The sequence below is a fragment of the Salinimicrobium sp. WS361 genome, assembly GCF_050750585.1.
Classification (GTDB): Bacteria; Bacteroidota; Bacteroidia; order Flavobacteriales; family Flavobacteriaceae; genus Salinimicrobium.
The window spans coordinates 128,124-145,067 of the sequence record NZ_JBOJLM010000001.1 but is presented as its reverse complement, the minus strand read 5'-3'; the positions used below and the strand labels follow the sequence as shown (position 1 = coordinate 145,067).

Below are 16,944 nucleotides of genomic sequence, written 5' to 3'. Positions count from 1 at the left end.
CAGTCAAAAAAATGAAAAAGATAAACCTGATACCCGTAATCTTACTACTCCTAATTTCCTGCGGAAAAAGTGATTCTGTCGAAGGAATTATTGAAAATGGCGACCTCAGCGAAATAAGGGCCAAAAAAGCCGATTTAAGTGCCAGGCAAAGTGAACTGTCTTCCCAGATCACGAAACTGGATGCCGCCATAGAAAAACTGGCCGGGAATAACGGTTTTACCCTCGTAAGCACAAGAAAAGTCTCCGATTCCCTCTTTAAACATTATGTTGAACTGCCGGGCGATGTTGAAACCCGCCAGAATATCATCATTTACCCCGAATATTCCGGAATCCTTGAAAACATAACTGTCGAGGAAGGCGACAGGGTTCAAAAAGGGCAAATTTTGGCACGCATTGATGAAGGTGGCCTGTCAAGCCAGCTGGCACAAATGGAAGCCCAGGCATCCCTTGCCAAAACCACTTTTGAGAGACAACAAAGATTGTGGAACCAGAACATAGGTAGTGAAATACAATACCTGGAAGCAAAAACCAACTATGAGGCACTACAAAACTCGGTGCAACAAATGCGCTCGCAACTGGCTAAGACAGTAGTAAGAGCTCCTTTTAGCGGAGTAATAGATGAAATTTTTTCAGAACAGGGAGAAGTAGTTAATCCGGGGCAAAACAGTCTTTTCAGGCTCATTAATTTGTCTGATATGTACATCACCGCCGCAGTACCTGAATCTTACCTGGGCACCATTGAAAAAGGAACAGAAGTAATGGTAGACATAGCGGCCACCGGCACTTCCTTTACCAGCACGGTGAGGCAGGTAGGAAATTTTGTGAATCCTAACAACAGGACCTTCGAGATCCAGATCGCAGTAACACCCAGCCAGGAGCAGGTAAAACCCAACCTCATTGCCAATGTAAGGATCAACGATTACACTTCGGAAAATGCTATTATTATTCCTGAAAACCTGATTCAGAAGAATTCTGCCGGCGAGAATGTTGCTTTCGTTGTTCAAAAAGAAAGTGACAGTACAGGAGTAGCCCAGAAAAGAGTATTAAAAACAGGAATGGCCTATGACAATGCTGTAGAAGTACTTTCTGGCCTACAGGTGGGAGATCTACTAATTACCAGTGGCGCTCGCAGCATTCAGGAAGGGGAACAGGTAGAGATCGCTAACCGCAAAGCATTGAATTAAGATGAAATTAGATAAAGAATTTAAACTTTCTTCCTGGGCTATAGATAACCGCATGACGGTGTATGTCATCGTCGCCATCATTCTTATTGGCGGCCTGATGTCTTACTACAGCATGCCGCGGGAGTCTTTCCCCGAAGTTGTCGAAACCAAGATCTACGTGAGTTCGGTGAACCCCGGAAATTCCGCAGAAGATGTAGAGAAATTCATCACCGAGCCTCTCGAGGAAGAATTCAACAACATTGCCGGTGTGCAGGACATCTCTTCTACCACCCTTCAGGATTACTCCCTGGTGATCGTGGAATTTGACGAGGATATTTCAGTAGATGCAGCAAAGCAAAAGGTGAAAGATAAGGTTGACCAGCAAAAAGCAGCAACCACCTGGCCCACACTTGATAATGGCGCCAAAGTAGAACCAAACGTCTTCGACCTGAATATTTCCGAAGAAATGCCCATTCTCAACGTAAACCTTACGGGAGATTATCCGGTGCAACAATTAAAAGAATATGCAGAATACCTGCAGGACAGGATCGAACTTCTTCCGCAGATAAAAGAAGCTTCTGTTAGGGGTGCCGAGGAGAAAGAGGTAGAGATCGCGGTAGACATTTACAAGATGACCGCTTCAAAAGTGAGCTTCCAGGACATTATTAGTGCCGTGAGTACGGAAAACCAGACCATCTCTGGCGGAAATGTGATTACAGGAGGAATTCAAAAGAATATTCGCATACTTGGAGAAATAACCGATCCCGATGAACTTAAGAATGTCATTGTAAAAAGGGAAGATGGAAATGTCTTTTTACGGGATATAGCAGAGATCAGGTTCCAGGAACAGGAACCCACCACCTTTGCACGCGAGCATGGAGAACCCGTGGTGATGCTAGATATCAAGAAGCGTGGCGGTAAGAACATGATCGAGGCCATTGAAAATATTAAGGCCATAGTCAAAGAAGAGCAGGAAACAAGCCTTCCCGACGATCTTCATATCTCCTTTACTAACGACCAGTCTACCACTACAGAAAATATGGTAGACGACCTGGTGAACAACATTATATTCGGGATCATCCTGGTAGTGGTGGTGCTCATGTTCTTTCTGGGTTTCCGGAATGCCCTTTTTGTGGGGTTTGCAATCCCTCTTTCCATGTTCCTCTCCTTTATTATTCTGTCAAGCATAGGCTTTACACTGAACACCATGGTGCTTTTTGCGCTGGTAATGGGGCTGGGAATGCTGGTAGATAACGGGATTGTGGTGGTTGAAAACGTGTACAGCCTTATGGACCAGGGTGTGCCAAGAATAAAAGCGGCAAAACAAGGGGTGGGTGAAATTGCCTGGCCTATTATTGCTTCAACCGCAACAACTCTTGCAGCCTTTTTCCCGCTGGCATTGTGGCCGGGAACCATAGGAAAGTTCATGGTCTTCTTCCCCATCACCTTATCTATTGTACTGGGTTCTTCCCTCTTCGTGGCATTAATTATTAATTCCATGCTGACTTCAGAATTTATGAAGACTGAAGAAAAGGAACTCACAAAAAAGAAGCTTATTCGCATAAGTGCAATTTTTACCGGTGTGGGAATAATACTTCTCATTGCCGGATTTGTGCTTGACATGGGCGGCCTTAGGGCAGCTGGAAATCTCTCTATTCTTGCCGCTATTTTGCTGTGGGCTTATAAATATTTTCTAAGCAGCTGGGTAGATTTTTTCCAGTACAGGGCTTTGAAGAAACTGGAGAAAAAATATGAAGCTACCCTGCGTTTTTCTCTCCGCGGAAAGAATTCTTACCTGGTTTTCTTCGGAACTGTAGCCATGCTCATCCTGTCGTTTATTTTGGTCAGTATTGTACAGCCGAAGGTGCTTTTTTTTCCTGAAAATGAGCCTAACCAGATCATTACCTATATAGAACTACCTGAAGGAACCGATATCAAAAAGACCAATGAGATCACCAAACAAATTGAGCAGCAGGTCTATGAGGTAATCGAAAAATATGAAGATGAAGACGGGTACAACTTCATGGTAGAGTCGGCCATCTCACAAGTGGGCCGCGGTGCCGGAAATCCGCAGACTGACGGGGGCCAGCAGAACGATATGCCTCACAAGGGGAAAGTTACCCTCACCATGCGGGAGTTTAAAGACCGCCGAGGGGTGAAGAGTAGCCATGTACTTTCGGAGGTTCGCGATGCCGTACAGGATTTTCCCGGGGCTTCGATCATTGTTGAAAAAGATGCTGCAGGTCCACCTGTAGGTTATCCTATCAACATCGAATTAAAAGGCGAAGATTATGAGCAAATGCTTATCACTGCCGAAAACCTGAGGAAGCAAATTGGGGAAATGAACATCCCGGGTATTGAAGAGCTGCAAATAGATGTGAACAAATCAAAACCTGAACTTAACGTAATGGTTGATCGTGTTAAAGCAGGGCAGCTTGGCGTCTCTACAGGTACAGTGGGACAAACCTTGCGAAGGGCAATTTATGGCGAAGAGATCTCTACCTTTAAAGAAGGTGATGAAGATTACCCAATTAATGTGCGGTTCAATGAAGATCTAAGGTATAATGAAAATGCCCTTTTTAACCAGCCCATCACTTTTAAAAACCAAAGCACCGGAAACATAGTACAGGTACCGATATCTTCGGTGACAAAAACTGAACTCACTTCCTCCTTTAGTGCCATAAAACGTAAAGATTTAAAGCGTGTGATCACCTTATATTCCAATGTACTGGAAGGTTATAATGGAAACGCCATTGTAGAGCAGCTTCAAAAGGAACTCGCTTCTTACGATCTTCCAGAAGGGGTTTCTCTTGAATTTACCGGAGAACAGGAAAAACAGCAGGAAAATATGTCATTCCTCCTAAAAGCCCTTTTAATTGGCTTAGGCGGAATTCTCCTCATCCTGGTTGCCCAGTTCAACTCTATTCCAAAACCATTGATCATTCTCATAGCAGTATTCCTGTCTTTGGCAGGAGTCTTTCTTGGGCTGGTAGTATTCCAGATGGATTTTATCATTATTATGACCATGATGGGGATCATTTCACTGGCGGGAATTGTGGTGAACAATGCTATTGTACTGGTAGATTATACCCAGATACTTATTGACCGTAAAAAAGACAGTCTTGGAATTGACGATAAAGACCTACTGACAAAAGGCCAGTATTTTGAGACGATTGTTGAAGGAGGCAAGTCAAGATTGCGGCCTGTACTTTTAACTGCCATTACGACAGTGTTAGGTCTCATTCCTCTCGCTATAGGACTCAACATAGATTTTTTCTCCCTTTTCACAAATTACGATCCTCAAATATACATTGGGGGAGATAACGTAATCTTCTGGGGGCCACTGGCCTGGACGGTTATATTCGGCCTTATTTTCGCCACCTTCCTAACACTCGTGGTTGTTCCCGCAATGCTTTATCTGGTGAACAGAGGCCGCGTAAAAGTGAGGAATAAGAGAGAAAATTAACTGCTTAAAATGCCATTTTTGAACCTGAATATTATAAACCTCTGGATAAATCTGGAGGTTTTTTTCTATATGGGGAGTCTGGCAAAGTGTTTGGACACTTAGGGCAGGAACAATTTAATTATTAATTAAAATTCAACGAATGAACACTCAGTTAACCATTGATGAACGTAACGCAGTTTTGGTCTCAATGGCAAATCTTGTGGAAAAGGAAAAAGACAATATTTTAAAAGCAAATAAGATCGACCTCGACAGCTATTCTGGGGAAGATTTGGCCATGGAAGACCGATTAAAAGTGGATGATGCCAAAATTGAAGGCATGATAAGCTCCTTAAAGCACCTGGCTTCCCAGGAAGACCCGGTAGGAGTGGAAAGATTCAACTTTAAGCATGAGAACGGCATGCAGGTATACAACAGAACCGCATCTTTTGGTACCGTAATGATCATTTATGAATCAAGACCCGATGTAACTGTTGAAGCTGCAGGGATCGCCTTTAAATCGGGAAACAAGATCCTTCTTAAAGGAGGAAAAGAATCCCTTAATTCAAACCTGGAAATTGTAAAACTTTGGCACCAGGCTCTTGAAGAGAACAATATTTCTCCAAACTGGGTAGAATACCTTCAGTTTGACAGAAAACAAACTCAGGAATTTCTCGCTAACCCAAATCAGCGTGTAGACCTTGTGGTACCACGTGGCGGAGAACGCCTTATCAAATTCGTTAAAGAAAATTCTTCGGCACAGGTGATTGTGAGCGGACGCGGGAACAACTTTGTCTACATTCACGAAAATGCCGATACAGATATTGCTATCGATGTGATCTTAAACGGAAAAACAGGGAAAATTTCTGCCTGTAACGCCGTAGATAAAGTATTGATCGATTCAAGGCTTCCGAATAAAAAAGAGTTCATAAAGGAACTTTTAAATACCCTGAAGGAGCACAATGTAGAAGTAATTGCCGACAAATCTCTTGAAGATTTAAATGGCACCCGACCTCTTAACAGTGAAGATGAATGGTATGAAGAATTTCTCGACTATAAAGCATTGATAGGGGAAGTAGATTCTGTAACCGAAGCTATTGCCAAGATCAACAAGTATTCTGGCGGGCATTCGGCATCTATTATTTCAAAAGATGACAAGGAAGCACAAAAATTCATGGAAAATGTTGATAATGCAGCGGTTTACCATAATGCTTCAACAAGATTTACTGATGGCGGACAATTAGGACTTGGTGGAGAACTTGCCATTAGTACAGATAAATTACACCAGCGGGGGCCAATAGGGCTTCAGCACCTGGTAACCAACAAATGGTATATTCACGGAAATGGACAAACTCGATAAAATTTTAGAACAGAATAATATACAAATGGAAACTCCAAAGAAGAAAAAGAGGATACTTTTAAAATTAGGTTCTAATACGCTAACCAAAGAAACCGACCATATTTCGAGAGGAAAAATTGAAGATATAGGCCGGCAGATCGCCACCTTAAAAGATGATTACGAGTTCGTGATCATCAGTTCAGGGGCTGTAGCTGTAGCCAAGCAATTTGTGAACCTGGAACGCAGTGGCGAGAATATAGATGTAAAGCAGGCTTTAGCATCTATTGGCCAGCCGCACCTTATGCGTATTTTCCAGGAAAGCTTCAGGGAACTTGGGTTGTTGATAGGGCAGTGTTTGCTATCGCCAAACGACTTTAGCAATGAAGATTCCCGACAAAACATCGTCAACACTGTAAATGTGCTGGTAAAGAATGATTACATTCCTATTATTAATGAGAATGACACCTCTTCTACCGATGCTATAAAGTTTGGCGACAATGACAATCTTGCTGCACAAACAGCAGCTTTACTTGACGTAGATTTATTTATCATTGCCACTAACACGCATGGTGTCTACAAAAAAGGTACAATTGAAGCTAAAACTCCGGAAACAATCCGTAAAGTAAGTGATTTGGCAGAGCTCAAGAAAGAAGTAATGAGCGAGACAAAATCTACCCACGGTACCGGCGGGATGGAATCCAAAGTTTCGGCTGCCGAGATCACTCAAAAAGCCAAGATTGAAACCTGGATCGTGAATGGTCTTGATGACAACTTTATCCTTAATGCTATTAACGATAAGGTACACTTTACAAGAATTCATCACTAGACTATATTGATATTCATAGAAAAGCTGCGCAGCGATGTGCAGCTTTTTTTATGCTGAAATTTTAGCTGAAAAAAATCCTTTAGAAAAAAATTTGTGGATTTATGGCAAAATAAGGTTTGTGCCCGGCACGGATTACAAATCCGCGCTAACGTGCTGCTAAATATGATCTGCGTAAATCTGTGAGATCAGCGGAAAAATCGTGTTGTAATCTTCAATACTTCAGAAAAAAACAGATGAAATTCATGGATTCGTGGCGAAAAATTGATTGTGTACGGCACGGATTGCAAATCCGCGCCAACTTGTTGCTAAATATGAACTGCATAAATCCATAAGATCAGCGGGGAAAAAATCATGCTTTATGAGTTTTCAATCCTTCAGAAAAACAGAGAAATTCGTGGATTTGTGGGTCAAAGTTGGTTGTGCACGGCACGGATTGCAAATCCGCGCCAACGTGCTGCTAAATATGATCTGCGTAAATCTGTGAGATCAGCGGGAAAAATCGTATTGTAAATTATCAATACTTAGAAAAAACATTCGTGGATTTGTGGCGAAAAAATTGATTGTGAACAGTACGGATTGCAAATCCGCGCCAACGTGCTGCTAAAAATGATCTGCGTAAATCTGTGAGATCAGCGGGAAAAATCGTGTTGTAAATTATCAATACTTTAGAAAAAACATTCGTGGATTTGTGGCGAAAAAATTGATTGTGAACAGTACGGATTGCAAATCCGCGCCAACGTACTGCTAAATATAATCTGAGTAAATCCTTGACCAGTGGGGAAAATTTTGTTGTAAATCTTCAATCCTTCAGAAAAAAAGATAGTATTCGTGGATTTGGGGCAAAATAAGGTTTGTGCCCGGCACGGATAGCAAATCCGCGTCAACGTGCTGCTAAATATGATATGCGTAAGTCCATGAGATCAGCGGGAAAAAGTTATAATCATAGGTACTTGACTCCACAATAAAGTCAAAAGCCTGTAACTCAAAACATTTTCAGGAAGAGCCTCTCAAAAATGCCATTTTTGGCACCTCTTTACATTTAGATTCAAATTTTCTCGATTACTTTTTCCAATCTTCTTTCAATCCCGTGAGTTCTTCTTATTTTTGCCCCTCTAAAAGATCAAAACGATTATGTACAGAAGTCATACCTGCGGGGAATTAAGAATAGAAGACCAAGGAAAGCAAGTAACCCTCTCAGGATGGGTACAAAAGACCAGGGATAAGGGATTTATGGTGTGGGTTGATCTACGGGACAGGTATGGACTTACCCAGCTTATTTTTGACGAGAAACGAACTCCTAAAGAGATCATAGAAAAAGCTTCACAGCTGGGTCGCGAGTTTGTGGTTCAGGTGAAAGGAGAAGTCATTGAGCGGGAATCCAAAAACCCTAACATGCCGACTGGTGATGTGGAGATCCTGGTTTCAGAGCTAAATATTCTTAATTCGGCTCAACTTCCGCCGTTTACTATAGAAGATGAAACTGATGGAGGGGAAGACCTCAGGATGAAGTATCGTTACCTCGACATAAGACGTAACCCGGTGAAGAACAAACTCATCTTCCGCAGCAAAGTGGCTATGGAAGTGCGTAAACTTTTATCAGAAAAAGGATTTATTGAGGTTGAAACTCCTGTACTAATTAAATCTACGCCCGAAGGTGCCAGAGATTTTGTGGTTCCCAGCCGCATGAATGAAGGACAATTTTACGCTTTACCGCAGTCGCCACAAACTTTTAAGCAACTGCTTATGGTAGGCGGGATGGATAAATATTTCCAGATCGTAAAATGTTTTAGAGATGAAGATCTGCGTGCAGACAGGCAGCCGGAGTTCACACAAATAGACTGTGAAATGGCTTTTGTGGAGCAGGAAGATATCTTAAACATGTTTGAAGATTTTACACGTAACCTCATCAAAGCAGTTAAAGACGTTGAGATTACAGAATTTCCGCGCATGACCTATGAGCAGGCCATGAAGAAATACGGAAATGACAAGCCCGACATTCGTTTTGGAATGGAATTCGGCGAACTTGATGACCTGGCCAAGAACAAAGGCTTCAATGTTTTTGACCAACAGGAACTGGTAGTAGGAATCGCGGTTCCGGGTGCTGCTTCCTATACAAGAAAAGAGATCGATAAACTTATTGAGTGGGTAAAAAGACCTCAGATTGGTGCTAACGGCTTGGTTTGGGCAAAATACAACGAAGACGGATCTCTGAAATCTTCAGTTGACAAATTTTATTCGGAAGAAAACCTTAAAGCATGGGCAGAGAGAACTGGAGCAAAAGCAGGAGACCTTATCCTGGTAATGGCCGGTGATGCTGATAAAACCCGAACCCAGTTAAGTGCTCTAAGAATGCACCTGGGTAATGAATTGGGATTAAGGAAAGCCGATGAATTTGCACCACTATGGGTGGTTGATTTTCCACTTTTGGAGTGGGATGAAGAAACAGAAAGATATCACGCCATGCACCACCCTTTCACTTCCCCCAAACCCGAAGACATCAAGTTACTTGACACCGAACCGGGGAAAGTTAGAGCCAATGCCTATGACCTGGTGCTCAATGGAAACGAGATTGGAGGAGGCTCCATAAGAATTCATGATAAGAATACGCAGGCAATGATGTTCAACCATCTTGGTTTCACACCCGAAGAAGCTAAAGCACAATTCGGGTTTCTCATGGATGCATTCCAATTTGGCGCACCACCGCATGGTGGTATAGCCTTTGGTTTTGACAGGCTGGTTGCCATACTGGGTGGACAGGAAACTATACGTGATTACATCGCTTTCCCTAAGAATAACTCGGGCCGCGATGTGATGATCGATGCTCCGGCAAGAATAAGTGAAGATCAGCTTAAAGAACTAAATTTAAAGTTACAAGTTAACTCCTAATATCGATGTCCTGCCTGGCAGGACATTTTTTTCTTTATTACTATGAGTACTAAGAGCAGGAATCCTTTATTTACAAGGTTTTTGATTTGGAGAACCAAACACCTTTCTTTGCAACAGTTCGTAATGATACTGGCGGCACTCATAGGTTTTACTGCAGGTTTGGCAGCCGTGGTGATCAAGAACCTCACCCACTTTATTCAGCGTTTACTTGAAGGGGAATTAATTGTAAACTATCATCATGCCTTTTATTTCATTTTCCCTATAGTTGGGTTGGCACTCACCCTACTCATAGCAAGATATGGGATAAGACATCCTATAGGGCACGGTATCCCTTCAACTTTGTACGCCATTTCAAAGAAAAAAGGGCTTATGAAGCCCATGCAAATGTATGCTTCCATACTCACAGCGCCTATCACAGTAGGGTTTGGAGGATCGGTAGGGCTGGAAGGCCCAACAGTAGCAACAGGAGCTTCCCTGGGTTCAAATATTTCGAGAGCTTTTAATATGAACCAGGCAACCCGCACCTTATTAATAAGTTGTGCGGCAGCCGGTGCCATGTCAAGTATCTTCAAGGCTCCTATTGCGGCAATTATATTCGCCATTGAAGTTTTTAGCCTGGACCTCACTCTTGCATCGCTTCTGCCCTTGTTACTGGCTTCAGTTTCTGCTATACTTACTTCGTACTTTTTCTTTGGTTCAGATATTATTTTGCCTTTTAGCCTTAAAGACAGCTTTGAAATGAGTGATGTGCCTTATTACATCCTCCTGGGCGTACTGGCAAGCCTCTGCTCCATCTACTTTACAAAAGTTTATTTCTGGATCAATAAATTATTTAAGCAGCTTGAATCTCCGTTTCATCGTTTACTTGTGGGAGGAGGACTACTGGGAGCGCTTCTTTTTCTCATTCCGCCACTTTATGGTGAAGGTTACAACGTAATAAATAATTTGCTGCAAGAAGATTATCTTGAAGCGCTGGGCAGTAGCTTGTTCAATGAATACCTCGACAATTTTTGGGTGATCATTGCCCTTCTGGCCGGGCTGGTGATCTTCAAAATCGTAGCGACTTCGCTTACTTTTAACGCAGGAGGTATTGGAGGGATATTTGCTCCCGTTCTATTTATGGGGAGCACTATGGGGCATTGCTTTGCTTTGTTCATGAATCACATTAATGTATTAAGAAGTCCATTGTCAGTAAGTAATTTCACTCTGGTGGGAATGGCCGGACTAATGGCGGGAGTGCTTCAGGCACCTCTTACAGCCATCTTCCTGATTGCTGAGCTCACTCATGGATACGAACTTTTTGTGCCGCTCATGATCACTTCAGCAATATCTTTTATGATCACTACCAGGTTCCTGCCACATTCAGTATACACCAGTGAACTGGCAAAACGCGGAGAGCTGATCACACATAATAAAGATCATGCAGTGCTTACCCTTATGAATATAAAGCAGGTTATAGAAAGGAACTTTGTTACTTTAAAGACAGGCATGACTTTGGGTGAAATTGTGAAGGAAGGTGTGGTAAAATCATCACGGAATATTTTTCCAGTTGTAGATAGCGACAATAACTTTATGGGTGTGCTATTGCTGGATGACATAAGGCCAATAATGTTTGACAAAAAACTTTACGACAGCGTAAAGATTGAAGAACTTATGCAGGCAGCACCCGATATCATTGATGAAGAAAAAGACAGCCCAAAAACCATAATGAAAAAATTTCAGGAAACTGATGCCTGGAACCTTCCGGTAGTGCGAAAGAATAAGTATCTTGGGTTTGTATCAAAATCTAAGCTTCTTACTGCCTACAGGAAGAAGTTAATAGAAGTAACAGTATGAAAGTTTTATCCATTCTTACCCAAATAGTAGCCATTTTAATCGGGATCTCCTTTTTAGCGGGATTTTATATAATGCAGGATGATCAGACATTAGGAGACAGGATTGTTGGGCTCTCTGTGCTTGCGACAGTTTTCTTTCTCTTACCTATGTTCCTGGTACTTCGCTGGCGCGGAAAAAAATTAAAAGATTACACGCTTTCCGATGAAAATTTGAAGAAAATGAATGATCGGAAAAAGAAGTAACTGCCACGTTTTAAAATTTTTAGAAATAAATAACAATTTGATTAACCCCTGTTTCAATAATTGGATTATGTTTGTACTTTATTAATTATTATTTTTTTACAATGGAAGGTACAGTTAAATTTTTCAATGAATCAAAAGGTTACGGATTCATCACCAACGACGACACAGGAAGAGACATCTTTGTTCACGTTACAGGACTTAACGGAGAAACTCTTAATGAAGGAGACAAAGTTGAGTATGAGGAAGAAGAAGGAAGAAAAGGATTGACCGCAACTAGAGTGCGCGTAATCAACTAATCATATTAGTTTTTAGCTCAATCAAAAAGTCCTGCACACTGTGCAGGACTTTTTTTTGGTTTATACATGATGTACTTCCTTGATTCCTTCCAGCATTTGGGAAGTCATTTTCTCCAGGTCAAATTCATGCCTCCAGCCCCAGTCTTCGCGGGCAGCAGAATCATCAATGCTTGATGGCCACGAATCGGCTATTGCCTGTCTAAAATCGGGATCGTAAGAAATTTCAAAATCAGGAATATGTTTTTGTATTGAAGCAGCAAGTGTCTCTGGGGTGAAGTTAAGAGCAGAAAGATTGTAAGAAGATCTTATTTTCACTTTCTCAGCCGGTGCTTCCATTAAAGAAATAGTGGCTCTAATAGCATCATCCATAAACATCATAGGCAGCTCGGTATCCTCTTTTAGGAAAGAGGTGTATTTTTCGGTTTTCAGGGCCTCATGGTAAATCTCTACAGCATAATCTGTAGTACCACCGCCGGGCAGTGTCTTATAACTAATCAACCCAGGATAACGGATACTTCTTACATCAACTCCAAATTTCCTGTGATAATATTCACACCAGCGCTCCCCAGCCTGTTTGCTTATTCCATAAACCGTGGTTGGCTCCATAATAGTGGTTTGAGGAGTATTTTGTTTGGGCGTGGTAGGCCCAAAGACGGCAATACTTGACGGCCAAAAAACTTTGCTCACTTTTCCATCTTTTGCAAGGTTAAGAACGTGAAACAAAGAATCCATATTCAATGCCCAGCCTTTCATGGGGAACTTTTCGGCTGTAGCACTTAGCATTGCTGCCATAAGATATACTTCATCTATTTCATATTGAATAACAAGATCCTCAATTTGATGATAGTTGGTAGCATCGGCTATCTCAAAAGGGCCCGAAGCCATCAGCTCTTTGCTTCCTTCCCTAATATCACAGGCAATTATATTCTCTTTCCCCTGTTTTTCCCGCAGGGCCATAGTAAGTTCGGTTCCTATTTGCCCGCAAGCACCAATTATCAATATCTTTGAAGCCATAAAAGTTTCTTTTTTTAAGTAGAAGCAAAGATATTCAATTCAGGAAAGATGAGAAATTCCCTGGTGCTAAATCATGGGCCATTTTGGATATAATGACTTAAAAAAACTGCACGAAAAGCATATCTTTAGAAAATGAGAAAAATTGTTCTATTAGTGAGTTTGGTCTCCTTCTTTTCCTGCGGAGAAAAACAGGAAAAACCGGTTTCTCCGATTAATTCTGAAAAATCATTTTTAGATCCTTTGGAAGTAAACACTACCCGCTCGGTAAATCTTTTACCCGAAGCCCGGGAGGTTGCCGGAGAGTGGCTCGCATATGCCACTGCACAGAACGAAATTCAGAATTTGGAAAACAGTACCGGACAGGAAATACTCAGCTCGGCAAATAATCTTGTACAGATCATGGAAAACCTGCGTACCACTATTCCTGATTCCTTAAAAAGCACAGCGGTTGAAGCCCGTGCCAATGTTCTTTATACCAAAGCGCAGTTACTTCACCAACTTTCAAATAAAAAACAAAAGAACCCCGACGAAATACTTGATCTTGCCGAAGATATGATCACCGAATTTGATAATTTTAAGTTGCAGCTCAACGAACTTTTCCTGAAGACCCCCGAAAACTTTGAAACGGAACTCGACCGGGAATTTCAAGAGCCCCTGGAACCCGACAGCACCGGAACCATACCCCTGTTTAGAGATAGCGGAATATAAGAATCCTTTAGTATACCGAGGACTTAATACTTATGGCTTTTCTTCTGGTCTTTAAGCATTTTTGAAAGACCGTAAAGCCCTCCTATTAGTCCACCTAATGCAACCCCTACTCCTCCAAAAGTAACAGCTGTAGTTCCCGAAAACGGGGCAGATATCTGCCCCAGGTCTACGATAGCCCAGGTTCCTTCTGCAATAAGATACCCTGCAATTGCCAGGGCAATACCAAATATCAAAGCTCCAAGTAAAGCGGCATACAGAATTACAGGACGATAGATTACTGCCTGCGGCCCGTCATTGGCGTATCCTGCTTTGAGATCTTCTTCTCTCTTTTTTGTCTCTTTCATTGTTCAAGATTTGCGTTAGTACTGTCGGTAAGCGTTTCCTGTGTTTCCCGCAGAGGGAATGGAGACAGGTAATAATCTATTTCCATTTGCACCTCTCTCGTTAATATTTGCTCATCTCCTATAATCCATCCAAAATTAAGAATGGTCTCCTGCGGATTTGTTTGAAAAGGTTTCACCATCTCCAGGTAACTCTTCACTGCTCCCGGCAGGCTATCCTCTTCTACCAGCAGGATGGGGCCGTGTTTACCCATATGTCCCAATACAGCAGCAGGAATGGTTCCCAACACATTTTCAGCGCTTGAAAAGATGTAGTTGTGACCTGCCTGGGCAATTCCCCAACCAAAATCGCGAGCTGCCCAATCCCAGCCCCAGCCAAAATTCCTTCCGTAGTCTTTGTATCCGGCATTAACAGTGTTTGAAGCAAAAACATTTGCCCCTGTAATTCGGCGAACCAGGCCATAACGCCCCAGTTCCTTTACCACCTTAGCTGAAATGATATCTGGATTTCCTGTTACATACATATAAGCACCATGATCTCCATACCTTCTTTTGAGGATCTCTTTTGTAGCTGCGGGAATACTGTCTTTATACACCCATGCAAAACCCTTACCCATATGGGCATTCCATCCCATAGCGCCCATTCCGTGTTTAATACCATCTTCATGATCAATAGCCGAGATCACCACTTCATCGGGATGATCTGATTTTAGGGCTGCCTGCCACCTGTCGAGCAATTCGGCCAGAAGAATGGGATCTTCTTCATTAAAGGTCCGCACTTTATAGTTAAGTTCTTTTCTTATCCGCTCAACTTCAGCTGGCGGCACGTTTACTGCATAAACCTGGTTTCTGCCATCGGGCATCACCCCGTCGGGTTTGAGACGCTTCATCTCTTCAAAAGTGGCGTCAGATATTTTTCTATTGCCATCAAGATATAGCATAGGGGCATTAACAGGCATATGGGTCACCCTGTGCATAGCAGTAAAAGCCATTTTTTCATCTTGTGGCACCAAAATAATAGCTCCCACGGCATTATCTTCCCTTGTCGCTGCATACACCGTCTGAGATAAAATGATAGCCTGAGTTTCGGGATCATTACCCGGCAGCCTTACCGTGTACGCTGTTACACTGGCCTCTTCCTGTAAGGGAAAAGCAGCCTCTACCGGCGGACCTTCAGATTTTCCGCAGGAGAAAATAAAAATCGAAATAAAGGCGATCAAAATTGTATTTCTAGCGATTACCATGTTTAATATTGTTTCTTATCATTAGAGAGTTTAAAGGCCAGGCTACCAGGAATCCTAAAAAGGAAGCAATCCACATAGTTCCAAACCACAAGATGTCATCTTCTTTGGGCATCATGGGGATGTGTACCATCATCATCCACCAGCTCATGGTCATCATGCCCAAACTCACGGCAGTCATACTCAAAAATGCCACTTTTAACCCCTTCCATAGCAGCATGCCATCCTTGAGCTCCATCATAGCATTCTTCATGGGATACTGCACGAGAAATATCACAAGCAGCAAGGCTCCCAGGTACATCCCGAACATCATGATAGGCATTCCTGCTCCTGCCCAAAAGAGGGTCTCATTTATTCCTTCAGAAAAAAATATGGGAAAGCCAAAATAAGCGAAAAGGTAAGCCACGGCAATCATGGAGGGAGCTCCATACCCAAAGCCCATCATCGTAGCTGAAGCAGCCTGAATTCCCGGCGGTCTTAACCAGCGGGTCATCATTCCTTCAAAATAAACTGGGCGGCGGTAGGCATTAAAATATAGTATTACCCCCAAAATTGGCAAGAGAGCTGCACCCAGGGTCCAGGCGATCTTTATTGGTGACATCACCCCCGGCAGGGTGTAAGAGGAATGGATTAGAATGAAAATTGCTCCTGCAATTCCCAGGGCCATAAAAATTATAACTATGGCTTCCATGGGACCAAGCGCTACCGCACCCATGTCGGCATACGGTGCTTTTTCTACCGAAAAGTCTAACCGCCCAAGAGCTTTATAGCTCATTTGCCCCGTGACCACCCAAAAATGGCGAAAAGGACCTTCGGAAGGAGTGGTGAACCAATCGGCACGCTGCGACCAGATGTAAGAATCAGTTATTGCGGGCAGGCCGCCATCTTCACCGGCATACAAGACCGCTGCAGCATTAGATTTAGCCAGCGGTAAAGCTGCCAGGCCGCTCAAAGCTTCGGAAGGTGTGGTTACCACGTAGTGGAAATATCCATTGCGCCGGCCGTGATCTCTCCCCCAGCCAAATTCTGTTTCCTCATCCCGGTATTTCGCCAGTTTCACAGCCAGTTCTGCCGGAGTTGGAGCGGTAATCTTAACCACATTTTCCAGTCCCTGCAGCTGTTCAAAACTTCCTGTGCCTACGGCAAAGATCTTTTTACCCTGCAGCCGATTACGGTTATTTGCAATTTCATCAGCAAACAAAAGCGGGGAGTTATTGTACTTCGCATAAAAGATCGCCGGAAGAGCCTGCTGCAGTGCCCCCTGTTCTTCAGCCGAAATTACTATCACGTGATTTACCTCCGGATCAACCTTAATACTCTGTTTTACAAATTCCCTCCAGTTTTGCTGCGTAGGAACAAATACGGCCGATCTTGCCTCTTCATACTGAATGCTCTCTTGTAGTTGCGAAAAAACATCAGAAGCACTTCCGTTTAGATAAGTAGTATTTTTAAGATGCATGGTAAGCCTGCTCTCCTCCGGATTGTGATGCAGCTCAACAAGCCCGGCCACTTCTACGCCCTCCTTGATAGTCAGGAGGATTCCGAAGCTAAGTATAAGAAGAATAAAAAGAGCGAAAACAGGATAGGTCCAACGTATCATTGATCAATAT

The 16,944-nt window shown here is 42.7% G+C and carries 13 protein-coding genes; 9 read left to right on the top strand and 4 right to left on the bottom strand.

Annotation, left to right across the window (positions count from 1 at the left end; all coding sequences use genetic code 11):
* Window positions 1-11: 11 nt before the first annotated feature.
* The 8 genes from ACQ93I_RS00675 (at window position 12) to ACQ93I_RS00640 (ending at window position 12,030) form a co-directional block, all read left to right on the top strand.
* The gene (locus ACQ93I_RS00675; RefSeq protein WP_431696692.1) at window positions 12-1,184 is read left to right on the top strand and encodes an efflux RND transporter periplasmic adaptor subunit; all 1,173 of its coding nucleotides are present in this window, start codon (window positions 12-14) and stop codon (window positions 1,182-1,184) included.
* A gap of 1 nt (window position 1,185) precedes the next feature.
* Window positions 1,186-4,629 carry an efflux RND transporter permease subunit gene (locus ACQ93I_RS00670; protein WP_431696691.1) on the top strand — a complete coding sequence of 1,148 codons (3,444 nt, stop codon included), beginning with the start codon at window positions 1,186-1,188 and terminating at the stop codon, window positions 4,627-4,629.
* 139 nt (window positions 4,630-4,768) lie between these two features.
* Window positions 4,769-5,965: a glutamate-5-semialdehyde dehydrogenase gene (locus ACQ93I_RS00665; protein ID WP_431696690.1), complete on the top strand. Its 1,197-nt coding sequence runs from the start codon at window positions 4,769-4,771 to the stop codon at window positions 5,963-5,965.
* Window positions 5,949-6,770, top strand: coding sequence for a glutamate 5-kinase (gene proB, locus ACQ93I_RS00660; RefSeq protein ID WP_431696689.1), 822 nt, complete (start codon window positions 5,949-5,951; stop codon window positions 6,768-6,770). Before ACQ93I_RS00665 ends, proB begins: the two co-directional genes overlap by 17 nt.
* 1,131 nt (window positions 6,771-7,901) lie before the next feature.
* A complete protein-coding gene (aspS, locus tag ACQ93I_RS00655) occupies window positions 7,902-9,656 on the top strand; it encodes an aspartate--tRNA ligase (RefSeq protein ID WP_431696688.1) in 1,755 nt (584 codons plus the stop codon).
* Between the two features lie 42 nt (window positions 9,657-9,698).
* Window positions 9,699-11,492 (top strand): chloride channel protein, encoded by a 1,794-nt coding sequence (locus tag ACQ93I_RS00650; RefSeq protein WP_431696687.1) that lies wholly within the window; start codon window positions 9,699-9,701, stop codon window positions 11,490-11,492.
* A complete protein-coding gene (locus ACQ93I_RS00645; protein WP_431696686.1) occupies window positions 11,489-11,734 on the top strand; it encodes a hypothetical protein in 246 nt (81 codons plus the stop codon). Before ACQ93I_RS00650 ends, ACQ93I_RS00645 begins: the two co-directional genes overlap by 4 nt.
* A gap of 101 nt (window positions 11,735-11,835) precedes the next feature.
* A complete protein-coding gene (locus tag ACQ93I_RS00640; protein WP_228914110.1) occupies window positions 11,836-12,030 on the top strand; it encodes a cold-shock protein in 195 nt (64 codons plus the stop codon).
* Window positions 12,031-12,090: 60 nt separating this feature from the next.
* Here the strand turns inward: ACQ93I_RS00640 and ACQ93I_RS00635 are convergent, their stop codons facing one another.
* Window positions 12,091-13,044, bottom strand: coding sequence for an NAD-dependent epimerase/dehydratase family protein (locus ACQ93I_RS00635; RefSeq protein WP_431696685.1), 954 nt, complete (start codon window positions 13,042-13,044; stop codon window positions 12,091-12,093).
* Window positions 13,045-13,176: 132 nt separating this feature from the next.
* Here ACQ93I_RS00635 and ACQ93I_RS00630 point away from each other — a divergent pair, with 132 nt between their 5' ends.
* Window positions 13,177-13,752: a hypothetical protein gene (locus tag ACQ93I_RS00630; RefSeq protein ID WP_431696684.1), complete on the top strand. Its 576-nt coding sequence runs from the start codon at window positions 13,177-13,179 to the stop codon at window positions 13,750-13,752.
* Between the two features lie 23 nt (window positions 13,753-13,775).
* Here the strand turns inward: ACQ93I_RS00630 and ACQ93I_RS00625 are convergent, their stop codons facing one another.
* Genes ACQ93I_RS00625 through ACQ93I_RS00615 form a run of 3 tightly spaced genes read right to left on the bottom strand, consistent with a single transcriptional unit; the run spans window position 13,776 to window position 16,934 of the window.
* Complete coding sequence (locus ACQ93I_RS00625) at window positions 13,776-14,096, bottom strand: hypothetical protein (RefSeq protein WP_431696683.1); 321 nt, start codon at window positions 14,094-14,096, stop codon at window positions 13,776-13,778.
* Complete coding sequence (locus ACQ93I_RS00620) at window positions 14,093-15,337, bottom strand: hypothetical protein (RefSeq protein ID WP_431696682.1); 1,245 nt, start codon at window positions 15,335-15,337, stop codon at window positions 14,093-14,095. The genes ACQ93I_RS00625 and ACQ93I_RS00620 overlap by 4 nt, the downstream gene beginning before the upstream one ends.
* On the bottom strand, window positions 15,324-16,934 hold the full coding sequence (locus ACQ93I_RS00615; RefSeq protein ID WP_431696681.1) for a DUF4396 domain-containing protein: 1,611 nt from the start codon (window positions 16,932-16,934) through the stop codon (window positions 15,324-15,326). Before ACQ93I_RS00615 ends, ACQ93I_RS00620 begins: the two co-directional genes overlap by 14 nt.
* Window positions 16,935-16,944 lie beyond the last annotated feature (10 nt).

Excerpts from the sequence above, each read along its gene's own strand:
- ACQ93I_RS00675 (WP_431696692.1), top strand. The coding sequence starts at position 12 with ATGAAAAAGATAAACCTGATACCCGTAATCTTACTACTCCTAATTTCC.
- ACQ93I_RS00670 (WP_431696691.1), top strand. The coding sequence starts at position 1,186 with ATGAAATTAGATAAAGAATTTAAACTTTCTTCCTGGGCTATAGATAAC.
- ACQ93I_RS00665 (WP_431696690.1), top strand. The coding sequence starts at position 4,769 with ATGAACACTCAGTTAACCATTGATGAACGTAACGCAGTTTTGGTCTCA.
- proB (WP_431696689.1), top strand. The coding sequence starts at position 5,949 with ATGGACAAACTCGATAAAATTTTAGAACAGAATAATATACAAATGGAA.
- aspS (WP_431696688.1), top strand. The coding sequence starts at position 7,902 with ATGTACAGAAGTCATACCTGCGGGGAATTAAGAATAGAAGACCAAGGA.
- ACQ93I_RS00650 (WP_431696687.1), top strand. The coding sequence starts at position 9,699 with ATGAGTACTAAGAGCAGGAATCCTTTATTTACAAGGTTTTTGATTTGG.
- ACQ93I_RS00645 (WP_431696686.1), top strand. The coding sequence starts at position 11,489 with ATGAAAGTTTTATCCATTCTTACCCAAATAGTAGCCATTTTAATCGGG.
- ACQ93I_RS00640 (WP_228914110.1), top strand. The coding sequence starts at position 11,836 with ATGGAAGGTACAGTTAAATTTTTCAATGAATCAAAAGGTTACGGATTC.
- ACQ93I_RS00635 (WP_431696685.1), bottom strand. The coding sequence starts at position 13,044 with ATGGCTTCAAAGATATTGATAATTGGTGCTTGCGGGCAAATAGGAACC.
- ACQ93I_RS00630 (WP_431696684.1), top strand. The coding sequence starts at position 13,177 with ATGAGAAAAATTGTTCTATTAGTGAGTTTGGTCTCCTTCTTTTCCTGC.
- ACQ93I_RS00625 (WP_431696683.1), bottom strand. The coding sequence starts at position 14,096 with ATGAAAGAGACAAAAAAGAGAGAAGAAGATCTCAAAGCAGGATACGCC.
- ACQ93I_RS00620 (WP_431696682.1), bottom strand. The coding sequence starts at position 15,337 with ATGGTAATCGCTAGAAATACAATTTTGATCGCCTTTATTTCGATTTTT.
- ACQ93I_RS00615 (WP_431696681.1), bottom strand. The coding sequence starts at position 16,934 with ATGATACGTTGGACCTATCCTGTTTTCGCTCTTTTTATTCTTCTTATA.